Genomic DNA, 15,488 nt, shown 5'->3' on the forward strand with positions numbered 1-15,488 from the left:
TGTTCAAGAGAGTGTGATCATGAAACCTACGTCTACATGTTCCCGCCTGCTGCGGCGCAGTCGCTGGCTGGGGATGCTGGCCGTCGTCGCGGCGCCTTCGGCCCAGGCGGTGAATCAGGAGATCCGGGCGCTGTTCACCCCGGACTCTGCCAACCCGCAACGAAATCTGTTCGTTAATAAAACGCCGGTCAGTGGCTATTGTGCCGACTATCCCAGTGAATGCCGGGACAACGAGACCTTCAGCATTCGCCTGCCCATGCGTTTCGAGTCGGCGAGACCCATGCAACCCAATGCGTCGCCGCGCAACAGTGCGATGTTCAGCATTCCGGCCCTGTGGCGTCCGTTAACGGTGACGAACAGGGAAACGGGCGAAACGGAAACCGTCGAGGTGCGTATTGCCGGTTTTGGTTCCCGATACATACTCAGTGATACCGCGGTCAATCTGACAGGTGCCGCGACAGCCATTGAAGGGCATCGGGCCTTATGGGGCGGTCCGGGGGGAGGCTGGGTAAACGCGGCACCTCCCTGCACCTACAGTGGTGTGGGAATGTATTCGGACGACTACTACCGGTTCTTCTGGAAGACTCCGGTACAAGGGACTTGCGTCAAGACGGCGAGTTTTCCGATACCGGCCATGACTTATGACTACCTGGACTTCTCCTATGAACTTAAAACCCCCAATCCGCTGACGATGTCGTCCGGACTTTATACGGGGGACTTGAGTTATCGCATTGGCCCCGGTGGTGACTTCGACATGGGCGATGTGATGTTGCCGACCGACCGCGATTTGACTCTGAATTTTGTGCTGGATGTTCAACACACCCTCAAGGTCGACATTCCCCCTGGCGGCGAAAGAATCCAACTGGTCCCGGCGGGCGGTTGGCAAAGCTGGTTGCAGGCGGGGCGTAGACCTGTGCGTTTGTTTCGGGACCAGACGTTCAATATCTCCGCGTCTTCGCGGTTCAAGATGCTGCTGGAATGTGAGTTCGGCAGTTTTCTCTACGACTGCCTATTGGATGATCGAGTCTCCAAACGAGGGGTTGAATTACGCGTTAGCGTCAGCCTGCCCAATGGCCTGACTGATTTGGCCGGCCAACCCGTCAGGCAAATGCGCCTGAGAACGGGTGCGGCTAACGCATTGCAGTTTCAACCAGGCTTCTACATCGATAGAGCGCCAGGCGTACTGCACTTTGAAGTACCGCCAAACCAGATGGAGTTCATGTTGGAACCAGGCGCCGGGCCATTCTACAGGGGCAGCGTCACCGTGATCTGGGACTCGGAAGTTTGATGGGCCGTATAGCGATAACTTGTTCCGGGGTTGCATTCAATGTCAGGAGATTCAATGGTATGAAACGGCTATGGGTATTGTTGGTTTTGAGCGGGTTTTCCTTTGGTATTCAGGCCGGACCACAAATCAACGTCGGAACGGTTTACGATTACCTCGACACCGACAAGAGCACCTACCTCAAACGCGTGTTCAACAGCGGTGACAGCACGGCGTTCGTCAAGGTCAGTATCCTGGAAATCATCTACGACGCCGATGGCAGCCCTCGTGAAATTCCGGTCAAGACCCAGGCGGATGGCAGCGGTCGGGATGGCTTGATGGCCAGCCCCGCGCGACTGATCGTGCCGGCCAAGGGCATGCAGGGCACGCGCCTGTTGCACATGGGGGCTCGTGACACCGAGCGTTATTTCCGCGTGCGCTTCGTGCCGGTGGTGCCGGAGAAAGAAGACGAATTCGCCGTGTCGAGTGAAGAGCGCGATGCCTACAAAGAGAACCTGTCGGCGGGGGTCAACGTGATGACCGGGTTTGGCACGGTGTTTTTTGTCCGGCCGAAAAACAGTCGCTTCGACAGCGTGATCGATGACAGTCCCGGCATTTACCGGCTGCGCAACAATGGCAATACCGTGGTGCTGATCGATGAATTTCGCAACTGCTCGCTGAAAAACGAAAGCGAGTGTGAGCCGACCACCAAGCACCACGTTCTGGCCGGTAAAACCTTTGAGTTCGAGAAAAAGCCCGGCCGAGAGTATCGCTTCAACCTGGTGGAAGGCGCATCGAAAAAAACGCTGCGCATCGCCAGCCAGTAATACCGGGAGGGGCGAGTCACCTTGGCTGGCTCGCGGTATTTTTTGACGCAACAGGTACCTGACATGATCAAGCAATCGACCATCGCGGCGTGGATGAGCGTGATGGCGCTGATAAGTACCCAGGCTTTTGCGGCCCGGGAAGAGCGCACGTTCGAGGTGTCGGTGGATATCCCGACGCTGGGGTTTTACATCATTCCGGCCGAGTCGAACTGGATACACCTTGAACAGACGTTAGCGTGGAACATCCATACGAAGACATTGGAGGGGCTGCGCAAGAATTTCGACGTCAAACACGACACCAGCGCGATTGAAGCACGGTTGGAAGCAGAGCCTTACCTGTCCAACGGGCGTGACGATCAGAACATCTATTTGCGCGTCAGCTTCAATGGCAAGGAGTTGAGCCATGACCCACAGCCACGGGAAGTGCTGACTGCCGCGCAAGCAATCGCCGGTGGCCGCTTTCCCTTGGAGATCGTGCCGAAAGTGCCTGCCGGTGGATACAAACCGGGGGTTTATTACGGCAATGTGCAACTGATATTCATCGCCGCTGCACCTTGATGTGCGGCAGCCTGACAAGTCAGGCTGCCTTTGGCTTGCTTTATGACTTTTATTGGCCGGCTTTGCGCAGAGCCTCTCGGGTCAGTTGTCTCGCCAGCTGTTTCTCCTCGTCACCCAGATCGACGAGGAAGCGATCGAAGTCAGATTCGCTGATCGGCTCATCGGCAAAGACTACGGTCTCTGGGACGGGCAGATCGTTGATGAGCTCCCTGAGCCGGTTGCGCAGTTCGGCTTTCTCAACGTCCGACGTCGACTCGAGCCACTGACGCTGGGTTGTGCGCAGTTCCTCCAGTTTCTCGTATTTGCTCTGGTAGAGAAGTTTGTTCGTCTGCGTTTCAACAGGCCAGGTTTCACGCAGATAACTCTCCCAGAAGTCCTGTTCAAGCATTGTGTTGATCAGGCCGTCGCCTTCACCCAGAGCCAGCACCGTGTTATACGCCTCATCGATCATGGCGTCAGTAACGCCGGCAACCGGTCGATACAGCATGCCTTCGGATTGCCACGGCAAGTTCAACCGCGAGGCGAGACCTGTCTGGTACGCCAGGTAGATTTCGACGTCATCAGGGGTGCCGCCACGACTGGCAACGTCAGCCCGGGCGATTTCGTTGACGTGCTCCAACCGTGCGGCACCTTTGGCAAGGGTCACCAGTTTGCGTTGAAGCTGCGCCGGATCGGTGGAGTACGAATAGGCCTCGGAGGCGAGCACGCGAATGCCCATGCTGTTGAACAACTGAGCACCGGCATCGGCACAATCGACCGGGGCAATGGCCATGGTGTAGAGCTGTTCGCGCAGCTGAGTGTCGATGTACACGGCATCGACCATGCGTGCCATACGCTGTACCAATTGCCGGCGAACAGGGCCACCAGCGGCAAAGTCCGACGAGCTTTCCTGTTTGAGCACGGCTTCAATAAACGCATGGGACCGGGGGTCGTCGGTCAGTTCCCGGAAAGAGACGACCCGTTCTACCCCAAACCCGGGTACATCGGCCCAATCATCGGCAGTGGCGCCGTAGTCCGTCGGGTGAGGAATCACCAGTGGCTCGGGAGGCAATCCAACTGAGCGACGAATCTCCTGGTATCGCAGTTGGTTCATCTCCGACAAATCACCGACGTTGAGTCGGGTGCGGGCAATGACCCAGGCTTCTGGCCTGCCGGGTACCACCTCGGGAATAACGCTGAGGGGATTGTCCCGCATATCCAGGAAAAACCCCCTTGGGCGGGTTTTGGCCAGGGTGCCGTCGGGCCAGGTGGCCAGGCCCGTGTTTTTCAAGGCTACGACCTTAAGTCTCGGCATACGACCAATGTCCGGTGCCATCGCCAGAGGGTTGCCTTCGAGCCTGAGTATTTCCAGGAAGGTCAGTTGCTTGAGTCGCAGGACTGCGCTGGCATCGAACACAATCTGGTTATCACTTAACTGCAGGCGTTCCATGCGGCGCATGTTCCTGATGCTGTCGGGTAGCCGCTTAAGGTCGCAGTTTCGGGCGCTGAGTTCGTGAAGATTTGGGAAGTCTTTCAGCAAGCCATTGAACTCGCTGGAAAAATAAGTTTTGTCGAGTTTCAGCACGTTGACTTTGTCGAGGAACTTTCTCAGCTCGGGAGGCCGCTTTGACCACCAGGTCTCCAGGTCCAGTGGCAGCATTTCTCTGGACAGGTCGAGCGCATAGTTGTCCAGGTCGAGACGGCTGCCGAGTCCGGTTTTTTTGCGCTCGAAACATTCGATTAGGCGCTCGGCGATATGCTGTCCGCCGCCGTCACGAAACTCGTTGCTGCCAGGCCCCCACGTTTGCGGTTGCTGGTATTCCCAGCGGTTGAGAATGACGCGCAGTTCATCGAGTTCATCTTCGCATTGCTCAATGGCTCTCAGTGCATCGCCTCTAGCGATCAGGGCGTCGGCAAACGTGTCGACCTCATGCTCGCTGAAGTCCGAGTACAGGTCCTGAATGCGTTCGTGCAGGGTTTCGCCGGCTCTACTGGTGGAGGCGCCTCGCACCAGCAAGAGTGTCTCATGCTCGGCCACGGCGCGAATGGGAGGCGTGGCCAGAACCGCCCGGCGCTCGCTCGGTGTCTCGATCTTGGCGATGATCCAGTGCTTGAAGAACCCGACATCCCCCGCTCGATATCCAATCGCTCTGCGCCCATCCCGGCCCATGGCCTGGAGCAGGGCAGGAAGAAAATCATCGGCCGCATGGATCAGTTGGTCCTCGGTGTCGCGCACTTCGTATTTTCCGGATTCGTTGCGCACCATGACCCTTACTTGTGCTGCATCTTCGGGCCCTGCGCTGCATCGCAGTTCGCCGTCGAGCGCGCCCTGGCGGATTTCGATGCGTAGCTTGCCGAAGGTATCGGTTTGCATGCGCAAGGTGCCCAGCACCAGGCGTTCGGTATCACCACTGACCAAAGCGTTGTCGTACAGGCCATGGGCGGCGCGCACCGCCTGGGTCTCGAACTGGAGTTCCCGGGCCTGGCATCTCAGGCGCAAGGGCAGGCGTTTGTGCCGGGTCATCTGCTGGAGTTCCGACGGGGTGGCACCGGCGAAGATTTTTTCCGCGACGGGTTCAGGCAGTTCGGGATAATCGCTGAACAATGCAGCCATTTCAGGGGGTAACGCAGGATGCGGATTCACCGGTGCCCCCAGGCGTTGCAGGGTGTCGGTCAGCAAAGGCGGCGGCGGGGCGTGCTCAATGTGCATCCTGCGCAGTTCGGCCTCTTCAGTGCCGCTGATCTGACGGATCCGCTCCAGTTGCGTGTCGCTGAAGGCATCGGTTGTATGGCCCAGGCGTCGCATCAGTGTCGTGCCTTCCCACTCGCGCGGGTTCTCCGTTTCGCAGACCCAGGCACCCTGGCCGTTGTGTCGCAGGGTCGGTGCATAGGCATCGAACCGCTGCGGATGGCGTATGCGCTGTTGCCCGGTAACCGGGTCGTCCAGCACATCGAAGTGTTGATCGTTCAGGCGCAGAATTCGCTGGCCGTGATACTGGTGAATACCCTGTCCATCAGGCCGTGCATCCGCTGGCAAAACCACGTCGGCTTGATGATAAGGGCTCAGGTCAGGGTTCCACAGCCGTGTCTCGCCGTTTGCCAGCTGCACCGGTTTCAGATTTTCGAAAAACGGCGAGAGCTTCGCTCGCGCGACATTGCCGATTGCGCCGCCCGCCGCAAATGTCCCCAACTGGATGACGCTTTCCAGCACGTTGATGGTCTGTTCCGCCGCCTCGGCAAAATGACCTTCGGCCAGGTCGACGATACCCTCGACCACTTCATCGGTCAGTTGATAGGCAGTGTAGGCCAGCATCAGTTCGCCCAGGCCGGGGACAAGTGGCGTCGCCACCAGCAGCGCGACGTTGAAAATGTCCGAGAGCATTTTTTCCAGGTTATCCCACCAGGCCCAGCGGGCCATGCGATCGGCGTACTCGGTGGAAATCGCGATTTCCCGCCCATCGTTGAGAATCTTGTTGAGCTTCTGTTGGTAGTAGTAGCCCCAAAGATCATTCTTGAAAACTGTCTCTCTGTCGGTCCTGACGCTCGACAGGCTGAACCTCAGGTCGGGGTTGGCCACGGGGGTTTCACGCCAACTGGGCAAGTTGGAGCCAGGTGGGGCCGGCTGCCATTTGATTTTACTCAGGCGATTATTGAGTCCGGCAAAGAACGGTCCGCGTTGCTGATGGGGCACGAACTGGCTGAAGTACTGTTGATAGCTTTTGCTGGAGGTGCCGTCGCGCAGCTGGCGTGTCAGCTCCGCCATGAAATCCAGCGTCGACGGGTACAGCTTGAGCGGATGCTCCGGATCATGGGGAACATACGCCAGGACCGGGACGGTGCTTGTCGAGGTGTATACATCGGGGGCGATCAGCACAATGCCAACCAGGCGCGTGTCCATCATCGACAGGTTGTAATAACCGACCGGCTGCCCGCGCCATTGCATTTTCAAGCGATCGTTGAGCATGCCTTGCACGACGTCATAGGCCTCCTGGTCGATGTCCTTTTTCATCAGGGCCATTTGTGCCGCAACATTCAACGCGCTTTTCTGACTGCCAATGACGATGTAACGCAGGTAGTTGCTCGCGACCCTGTTGGGCGACAGCAAAAACTCGTTCAGGTGCTGTTGGTATCTGGCACCGATGTTCAGTTCACGGCACAGTGATTTGAACTGATCGATGCTCAGTTTGTGCTTGAGGTGTTTGACCCAGAAATGCCCGCGAGCGTTAGGGCGGGTGATGAATTCGGAGTCTTGGTGAAACGACTCGTCGAGCGAAAAATTATGTACGGCGGCGTCCAGCAGCGAGACGGTTCGGCTGGTGGTGCCGCCGGAAAAATCATGCACCCACCAGGATGTTTTCACCGGTGCATACAGTTGTAGCCAGGTCTGCTCGACATCGTCGTCGACGCCGAAGCGGTCTTTCAGCGCGTGTTGCAGGATGGGCCGGGCAAACGCGTAGACATCCTGCAACTCGCTCAGTGCGCGATCTACCTGGTTTTGCGCAGTCCAACTGAGCCTGATGTCATTTTTCAGTTTTTGCTGCAGCGCCCGGGTGGCTTCCCGTAGCGGGTCTGGAAGGATCACCCTGTCGGCTTTCAGTTCGTTGACACGAGCGATGGAAGTTTCTTTCAGCCAGTAAGGGATAGCCTGTTTGACCCGCTCAAAGTGGATACTTTTATCGGCCGGATCGTCGGCGAGCGAGTCTGGAGTTTTATCGGGGTTGGGCATTGTCTGATCGTCCGTTGATCAAAAATGGAACGAAGAGACTAGGTACGCGTGGCCCCCGAAAAAAGCTCAAAAAATGGTTTGAAAGGGCGCGGTTTTTGCCCCGAGTCCCCCAAAATCAGAGAGTGAAAAATAAATAGTTACCGCCACCCCGGCAGCGTTTTTTTGTAATGGTCAGCGCACAGCCGTTGCCTGGGTTGGCTGGCACATCGTGTGGGAGCCCGGTTGCAGGTATGGCGTCAGAATCGGTGCCATGCCCTTGAGCACCTGCACCGGCAACGCCGAGGTGAAGGTGAAGCTTTCCGCCGAGCGGCCCGGCACGAACGCCGTCAGGGTGCCGAAGTGGCTATCGCCGATGTAGAACACGAACGTGGCCGTGCGGTTGAGCGATTTGGAGCTCAGGATCCGTCCGCCGGAGCCGATGGCTTCGATGCGGTTGTCACCGGTACCGGTCTTGCCGCCCATGGCCAGCGGGCTGCCATCCGGCAGTTTGAAACTGCCGGCCACGCGTTTGGCGGTACCGGCATCCACCACTTGTGAAAGGGCTTCGCGCATGGCGCTCGCCACCTCGGATGGCATCACCCGTTTGCCGACGTCCGGGTCATTGACCAGTTGGGTTTCATAGGGGGTGTTCGCAGCGAAATGCAGGCTGTCGATGCGCAGGGTTGGCATGCGCACTCCATCGTTGAGGATGGTGCCGATCAATTCGGCCAGGGCGGCGGGGCGGTCGCCGGAGCTGCCGATGGCGGTGGCCAGCGACGGCACCAGGTGATCGAACGGATAGCCGACTTTCTGCCAGCGCTGGTGGATGTCCAGGAAGGCTTCGATCTCCAGCATGGTGCGGATGCGACTGTCGCGGGCGCCCTTGTGCCGGCTTTTGAACAGCCAGCTGTAGACCTCCTGGCGCTCGAACTGGCTGGCTTTGACGATGTCGCTCCACTTGGCGTCGGGGTGATTGAGCAAGTAGCCCATCAGCCACAGGTCCAGCGGGTGGACCTTGGCGATGAAGCCCTGGTCTGGCAAGTCGTAGGCGCCGGGACCGTAGGATTCGTAGAGCCGCACCAGACGTTCGTCGGTGAGTTTTTCCGTGAGCGTGGCGCCCTTGAGGTGCGAGCGCACAAAGGCGTTGAAGCTTTCCTGGCTGGCCTGCGGCAGCAGGTAGCGGTGCACGGCGGCCATGCGGATCGGGGTCGGGCGCATGCTGTCGAGGAAGGTGTCGAGGCGGTCCTGGGTGTCCTTGTTCTTGTACTTCTTCCAGAACTTGAGCAGGAATGAAGTGCCCTCGCGGTCGGCAAATTCGGCCAGGTACTCCTGGCGCCGCGGGTCGCGGTCGTCCTTGAGCAATTCGGCACTGCTGTTGGGGCCGGAGTAGATGGTATAGCGCACCAGGTCTCGCATCAGGCGAATGAACGGCAGGTTGATCGACTCGCGCAGGGCGTCGCGCAGGGGCGGTATCCGGCCGTTGTCTTCCTTGCGGAAGTTGTTGAACACGTGCAGGCCGCCACCGGTGAAGAATGCCTCGCCGGGGCTGGCGGAGTATTTGCGGTCCAGGGCGGCGCCGAGCATTTTTTTCAGGTCGCGGTCCTTGTTCTCGATCAGGTAATCGACCGCCCAGCGGCTCAGGCGGTCCTGATCCGGTACGTCGACTTTCTTCAGTTCCGGAATGGTCATGCCGACGTATTTGTCGTGCAGCTCGGCGATGATTTGCAGGTAGGTGGTCAGCACGCGCATTTTCGCGGTGGAGCCCAGTTCCAGTTTACTGCCTTCGTTGATGTCGAATGGCTGGTCGGTGCTGTCGGTCTGTACCCGAACCCGCGAGCCGTCCGGGGTCAGTTCGAACAAGGTGAAGCTGTAGCGCACCTGGGTGGTGCTGGTGGTGGTCAGGAGGCGTTCGCCGATCAGGCCGATTTGCGTGGCAAACTCAGGGTCGGCGAGTTTTTTCAGGTACGCGGTGGCCTCGCTTTGCAACTCGCCTTGCAGGGTGCTGGTGGCGGAGAGGTCAAGGCGGTCGAGGTCATACAGCGGGCGATTGAGCATGCCGGCCAGACGGCTGCGCGCGACACTGATGCCCTTGTTGGTTTCAATCGGTTGAATGGTCGGCTGGGTGGCCCAGTCGCGGTAGGTCACTTTGCTGGCCAGGGCGGCGGTGGCGAACTCGGCGTCGATCACATGGTTTTGCGCCAGCAGGCGAATATGGCTGTCGGTGAGGTCAGCCAGTTCATCGTGACCTTTGACCAGGTAGTGCGACGGGCGGCGCTGGGCAATCATCAACGACAGCATCTCACGCAGGGCCAGGCCTTTTTCCGCCATGGTTTTTGGATCCGTCGCGGTGCTGGACAGCGCTTCGTTGGCCTGATTGAAGTCGGTGCCGTACCACACGCGCAACCCTTCAGCCATGCCATGCACTTCACCGTGGCCCGGTACGGCCGACAGCGGCACACTGTTGAGGTAGTCGCGAACCACGTTCTGCCGGGCTTCAAGGGTTTGTGGCCCGGCCTGGTAGGCGCGTACGGTGGCGGAAATCATCTGGCGAATCTTCTCCGCGCCATTGACCGTCAAGCCATCGGGGGAATGCCGGTACTTCTCCAGTTGCGTGGCCAGGGTACTGCCACCGGCGGATTGACCGGGTACGTGCAACATCTTGGCCAACTGGGACCACGCCGCCATGCCGAATCGCGGCCAGTCCACTGCCGGGTTGGCCAGCGGTTGTCTGGGGTCGAGCAGGAAGCGGTTCTCGATGAACAGCAGGCTGTTGACCACCACCGGCGGGATCGAGGCAAAGGTCGAGTAAAGCTGCTGTGGATAGTTGTACTGGTACAGCGGCGCTGCGCGGCAATCGGTGATCGATAGCCCGGCCTGGATTTTCTCGGCATAAGGCACGAACAGGCCCTTGTCGCTGTATTTCAACAGCGCCGGGGAAAAGCGGGTTTGTGCTTCGACGACGAAATCACGCTTGATCAGGCGCGGCAGGAACTCATCCAGCGAGCTGTAGCCCAGGCGCCGATCGAACGGACCGTCCCCTGGATAGCGAATCGCATCGCTGGGGCCGGGTTTGAGCTCATAGCTCAGGGACGCGGCGTATTTGCTGACCTCCTGGGCCTGGAACTTCGAGGTACGCATCTCCCTCGCGGCGGAAAGCCCCGCGACAACCGCGATTATCAACAGTAATAGCCAGAACGCTCCCCATCCGTGCCTGGAGCGACGGGGTTTTTCAGGTGTAGGCGCTTCATCCTCTCGTTCATTCGGAACCACGGTTTTACTCGAATCGGTTTGCCACAAAGCGCCCATAGTCGACTGATCCATTCACGCAGATTGATCGGACTTGAATGAAGCTTAGACGGTGGTTGGCGAGGGTGAAGAAAATGTGAAGGGTAAAACGTCGGGTAATGGCCTCTTTTTGTGGCGAGGGAGCTTGCTCCCGCTGGACTGCGAAGCGGTCCCCATACCAGCAACTCTGATCTGTCTGGACGATCTGGTTTTTTGGTTTGCGACTGCTGCGCAGTCGGACGGGACGGTGCGGCGATCCGACAAGCTCCCTCGCCACAGTAGGCAGGAGGGCTGAAACACTTGAACTAGAGCTTTATAGGCTTTGGCTGGGGGCATGACGATGCACCAATGCTGTGCAATACTCCGCGCCCTTTAAATAGCGAAAATTCATACAAAATCCAGTTGATGCCCCTCCGCAAGTCGGGTTATTGCCGGGATTTATGACTGAATTTAGTGGTTTATAGAGTGAATATCTCTGCCGTCAGCTTTTTATACTGCACGACCCGCTGATCCTGCAGGTTTTGTCCTACAGGACGGTTCTGCTTACAAAGCAGGCCCGGTTACGCGAAGCCATTGGCCTATCGGTCGGCGGCTTCAAAGCTCGGTGGTCATATCCAACAACAAGATGAGGTGCCCCTTATGCCCGTAGGCAATCACCAGCCCCAAGGCGAGACCGCTCAGGGCGGTCCGCTTAAACGCGAACTCGGCGAACGGCATATTCGCCTGATGGCGCTCGGTGCCTGTATCGGCGTCGGCCTGTTCCTGGGCTCGGCCAAGGCCATTGAAATGGCCGGCCCGGCCATCATGCTGTCTTACATCATTGGCGGTCTGGCGATCCTGGTGATCATGCGCGCCCTCGGCGAGATGGCCGTGCACAATCCGGTCGCCGGCTCGTTCAGCCGTTACGCCCAGGACTACCTCGGCCCGCTGGCGGGATTCCTGACCGGCTGGAACTACTGGTTTCTGTGGCTGGTGACCTGCGTCGCGGAAATCACGGCCGTGGCGGTGTACATGGGCGTCTGGTTCCCCGATGTGCCGCGCTGGATCTGGGCGCTCGCCGCGCTGATCAGCATGGGCTCGATCAACCTGATCGCGGTCAAGGCCTTCGGTGAATTCGAGTTCTGGTTTGCCCTGATCAAGATCGTCACCATCGTTGCGATGGTGTTCGGCGGTATCGGCATCATCGCCTTCGGTTTCGGCAACGACGGCGTGGCCCTGGGGATTTCCAACCTGTGGACCCACGGCGGCTTCATGCCCAACGGCGTGCAAGGCGTGTTGATGTCCCTGCAAATGGTGATGTTCGCCTACCTGGGCGTGGAGATGATCGGCCTGACCGCCGGTGAAGCGAAGAACCCGCAAAAGACCATTCCCGACGCCATCGGCTCGGTGTTCTGGCGGATTCTGCTGTTCTACGTCGGTGCGTTGTTCGTGATTCTGTCGATCTACCCGTGGAACGAAATCGGCACCCAGGGCAGTCCGTTCGTGATGACCTTCGAGCGCCTGGGCATCAAGACCGCGGCGGGCATCATCAACTTCGTGGTGATCACCGCGGCGTTGTCGTCCTGCAACGGCGGTATCTTCAGTACCGGGCGCATGCTCTACAGCCTGGCGCAGAACGGCCAGGCCCCGGCGGGCTTTGCCAAGACCTCGAACAATGGCGTTCCACGTCGTGCATTGCTGCTGTCGATTGGCGCGTTGCTGCTGGGCGTACTGCTGAACTATCTGGTACCGGAAAAGGTGTTTGTCTGGGTGACGGCGATTGCCACCTTCGGCGCGATCTGGACCTGGGCGATGATCTTGCTGGCCCAGCTGAAATTCCGCAAAGGCCTGAGCGCCAGCGAAGCGGCTGGCCTGAAATATCGCATGTGGCTGTACCCGGTCAGCTCGTACCTGGCGCTGGCGTTCCTGGTGCTGGTGGTGGGCCTGATGGCGTACTTCCCGGACACCCGCGTGGCGCTGTATGTGGGCCCTGCGTTCCTGGTGCTGCTGACGGTGTTGTTCTACGTGTTCAAGCTGCAACCGACCCATGTTGCGCAAGGTGCGGCGCGTTCGGCTTCGTAAGTCGTAATGCCTGAAAGACAAAAGCCCCGGTCGTAAATGATCGGGGCTTTTTGGTTTTGAAGAGCAAATGATCGCAGCCTGCGGCAGCTCCTACAGGAGGATGCGGTCTGATTCTGTAGGAGCTGCCGCAGGTTGCGATCTTTTGATTGTCTGGTTCAAACGCTTGTTGAACTCCAGCCACGCCGCCAGCAACGCCATCAACCCGGCGCCCACCAGCGCCGTGAAGATCTGCATGGCAAAAGCATCGTCGGTCAACGCATTGACCATGTCCGCCAGGGGCGCCAGCAGCACGCCCAGACAGAAAATCTCCAGCGAGAAACGGCCCATGCGGCAACTTTGCTGCGCCAGCCAGTTTTGCGTCCATCCGCTGTCGGGAATCAGTTTCGCCGTGACGTAGGCCAGTGCGAGGAAATGCAGCAGGCGCACGGGTGACAGGTCGGTCTTGCTGATGGGGTACAGGATGTTTTGCAGGCTCGCCGGCACCACGGCATCGTGTATGTCCGGCCAACGCCACAGCACGGTCAACACACCCGCGACCACGACATACAACGCCGCACCGACAAACAACGGCTGGCGAACCAGTGGGCGGGATTCGGGCAGGCGCGGGCGCTGGCTGTGAATCGCAGCGGCACCGCCGAGCACGAACAGCAACTGCCAGGCGACCGGGTTGAAATACCACACGCCGTCCTTGATGGCGGCCAGGTTCCAGCCAGCCAGCGGCACCATCAGGTACAGCGCCAATGACATCGCGACCACCACCCAGGCCTGGCGCACCAGCAGGGGCAGCGCAAGGGGCAAGCCCGCCAACAGCACGATGTACAGCGGCAGCGGGTCCATCAGGTTCGGCTTGAAGCGCAACAGCAGTTCATCGATCAGCGCCTGCTGCGGGTTGCTGATGAAGTGATGCATGCCCATTTCCTCCACCAGGTCCCGTGTTTCCACGTGGCTGTTGGCGAAAAACACAATGCCCATCAGCATCGCCAACAGGAAGATGTGTACCACGTAGAGCACCCACGCCCGGCGCAGGATTTTCACGCAGGCGATCAGAAAGCCTTCGCGCGCCAGGACTTTGCCGTACGCCAATACGGACGCGAAGCCTGCCAGGAACACGAAAATCTCGGCTGCATCGCTGAAACCGAAGTTACGCAGGGTGATTTGCCCCAAGGGGTTGTGGGGCACGTGATCCCAGAAGATGAAGATCAGTGCCAGGCCACGAAAAAAGTCGATCCGGTGATCGCGCGCTAAGGTCATGACAGCAGGCTCGTAACAACGGGTGAAAATGGGATTGGCCACAGGCGCAAAGGCCATGTGCCCGATCGGCGGCGCGCAGGGTGGACTGATTCGCGGGCAATTGCAAAGTCGGGATATTACCGGATGTCTCGGGCGTTGCTTCAAGGCTCAACCGCTGGTCTGAAAGGTCCAACAACCTGCGATTTCTGACAGTAGACAGGCTCAAATACTATTGAATGCAACGTTCTGGAAGCGGGAGCCTCCCATGAGACTGTTGTGGAAAGGTCTGTCCAGTTACACGGTGATCGGGGTCGCCAACACCCTGATTCACTGGCAGATCTTTTTCCTGCTGAGCGTGGCGGCCAGCCTCAGCCAGGCGGTCAGCAACCTGGCTGCCTTTTGCGTGGCTGCGTCGTTTTCCTTCTACATGAACGCGCAATTTACCTTCGCCGCCAGTGCCACGGTCGCGGGTTATCTGCTGTTTCTTTTGGGCATGGGGGCATTGAGCCTGGGTGTCGGTCATCTGGGCGACATCTGGCGATTGCACGGTTTGTTCACCGTGGCCCTGTTTTCGGCGTTGAGCCTGGTGTTCGGTTTCCTGTATTCCAAATACGTGGTGTTTCGTGAGCGTGATCGATGAAAATCTCGCTCATTGTCCCGGTGTTCAACGAAGAGCAGTCCATCAACCTGTTTTATCAGGCGGTGCGACGGGAGTTGAGGCTGGGTGACACCGAAGTCGAGATCGTGTTCATCAACGACGGCAGCTCCGACCGCACGGCCGAACAGGCTACGGCTCTGGCCCAGGCGGATGATCGGGTCATGCTGATCAATTTCTCGCGCAACTTCGGCAAGGAGCCGGCACTGTTTGCCGGCCTGGAATACGCCAGTGGCGATGCCGTGATCCCGATGGATGTCGACCTGCAGGACCCGATCAACGTCATTCCGTTGTTGATCGAGCAATGGCAAAAGGGGGCCGACGTGGTACTCGCCAAGCGTCGCAGCCGGGCTGACGACGGCTACCTCAGGCGTCACAGCGCGTCGATTTTCTACCATGTGCTCAATCGCATCGCCTACACCCGCATCGAGGAAAACGTCGGGGACTTCCGGCTGATGGATCGCAAGGTGGTCGACGTGATCCGGTCCTTGCCCGAGCATCAGCTGTTCATGAAAGGCGTGCTGTCGTGGGCCGGGTTCAACACCGTGGTGGTGGAGTTCGAGCGGCCAGGAAGGGTGGCGGGGAGCAGCAAGTTCAATGGCTGGAAGCTGTGGAACCTGGCCCTGGAAGGCGTGACCTCATTCAGCACCGTGCCGCTGCGCTTGTGGACTTACGTCGGTGGCGGCATTTCGATTTTCGCGGTGCTCTATGCGGTGTACATGGTGCTGGACAAGATTTTCTTCGGCAACAGCGTCCCCGGTTATCCGTCGCTGATGACTGCGATCCTGTTTCTCGGCGGCGTGCAGTTGATCGGCATCGGCATCCTCGGCGAGTACATCGGTCGCATCTACATCGAGGCCAAGCACCGGCCGCGTTATGTGATCAAGGACATCGTCGGCGGCAAAGACCGGGGCGGGCGTTAGC

General features: G+C 59.0%; 9 protein-coding genes. 6 read left to right on the top strand and 3 right to left on the bottom strand.

Going from position 1 to position 15,488, the window contains the following annotated elements:
• Positions 1–73: 73 nt before the first annotated feature.
• The 3 genes from ACMDB8_RS04745 to ACMDB8_RS04755 all read left to right on the top strand — a co-directional run bounded on the left by ACMDB8_RS04745 (position 74) and on the right by ACMDB8_RS04755 (position 2,649).
• A complete protein-coding gene (locus ACMDB8_RS04745; protein ID WP_409078336.1) occupies positions 74–1,288 on the top strand; it encodes a hypothetical protein in 1,215 nt (404 codons plus the stop codon).
• A 59-nt stretch (positions 1,289–1,347) separates the two neighbouring features.
• Positions 1,348–2,091, top strand: coding sequence for a molecular chaperone (locus ACMDB8_RS04750; protein ID WP_409078260.1), 744 nt, complete (start codon positions 1,348–1,350; stop codon positions 2,089–2,091).
• Between the two features lie 63 nt (positions 2,092–2,154).
• Entirely contained in the window at positions 2,155–2,649 is a 495-nt protein-coding gene (locus ACMDB8_RS04755; RefSeq protein ID WP_223542192.1) for a CS1 type fimbrial major subunit, read from the top strand.
• A 49-nt stretch (positions 2,650–2,698) separates the two neighbouring features.
• Here ACMDB8_RS04755 and ACMDB8_RS04760 read toward each other — a convergent pair whose 3' ends face one another.
• On the bottom strand, positions 2,699–7,354 hold the full coding sequence (locus ACMDB8_RS04760) for a dermonecrotic toxin domain-containing protein (RefSeq protein WP_223542191.1): 4,656 nt from the start codon (positions 7,352–7,354) through the stop codon (positions 2,699–2,701).
• 171 nt (positions 7,355–7,525) lie between these two features.
• A complete protein-coding gene (locus ACMDB8_RS04765) occupies positions 7,526–10,639 on the bottom strand; it encodes a transglycosylase domain-containing protein (protein ID WP_056721145.1) in 3,114 nt (1,037 codons plus the stop codon).
• A gap of 618 nt (positions 10,640–11,257) precedes the next feature.
• Here ACMDB8_RS04765 and ACMDB8_RS04770 point away from each other — a divergent pair.
• Positions 11,258–12,679, top strand: coding sequence for an amino acid permease (locus ACMDB8_RS04770; protein ID WP_409078259.1), 1,422 nt, complete (start codon positions 11,258–11,260; stop codon positions 12,677–12,679).
• 90 nt (positions 12,680–12,769) lie between these two features.
• On the opposite strand, the gene ACMDB8_RS04775 is transcribed toward ACMDB8_RS04770, so the two are convergent.
• Positions 12,770–13,930, bottom strand: coding sequence for an OpgC family protein (locus tag ACMDB8_RS04775; RefSeq protein WP_409078258.1), 1,161 nt, complete (start codon positions 13,928–13,930; stop codon positions 12,770–12,772).
• Between the two features lie 244 nt (positions 13,931–14,174).
• On the opposite strand from ACMDB8_RS04775, the gene ACMDB8_RS04780 reads away from it, so the two are divergent.
• Together ACMDB8_RS04780 and ACMDB8_RS04785 are read left to right on the top strand one after the other, a co-directional pair.
• Positions 14,175–14,549 (top strand): GtrA family protein, encoded by a 375-nt coding sequence (locus ACMDB8_RS04780; RefSeq protein WP_056721138.1) that lies wholly within the window; start codon positions 14,175–14,177, stop codon positions 14,547–14,549.
• Entirely contained in the window at positions 14,546–15,487 is a 942-nt protein-coding gene (locus tag ACMDB8_RS04785; protein WP_056721135.1) for a glycosyltransferase family 2 protein, read from the top strand. The genes ACMDB8_RS04780 and ACMDB8_RS04785 overlap by 4 nt, the downstream gene beginning before the upstream one ends.
• Position 15,488: the final 1 nt, after the last annotated feature.

It is taken from the genome of Pseudomonas monachiensis (assembly GCF_047345015.1).
GTDB lineage: Bacteria > Pseudomonadota > Gammaproteobacteria > Pseudomonadales > Pseudomonadaceae > Aquipseudomonas > Aquipseudomonas monachiensis.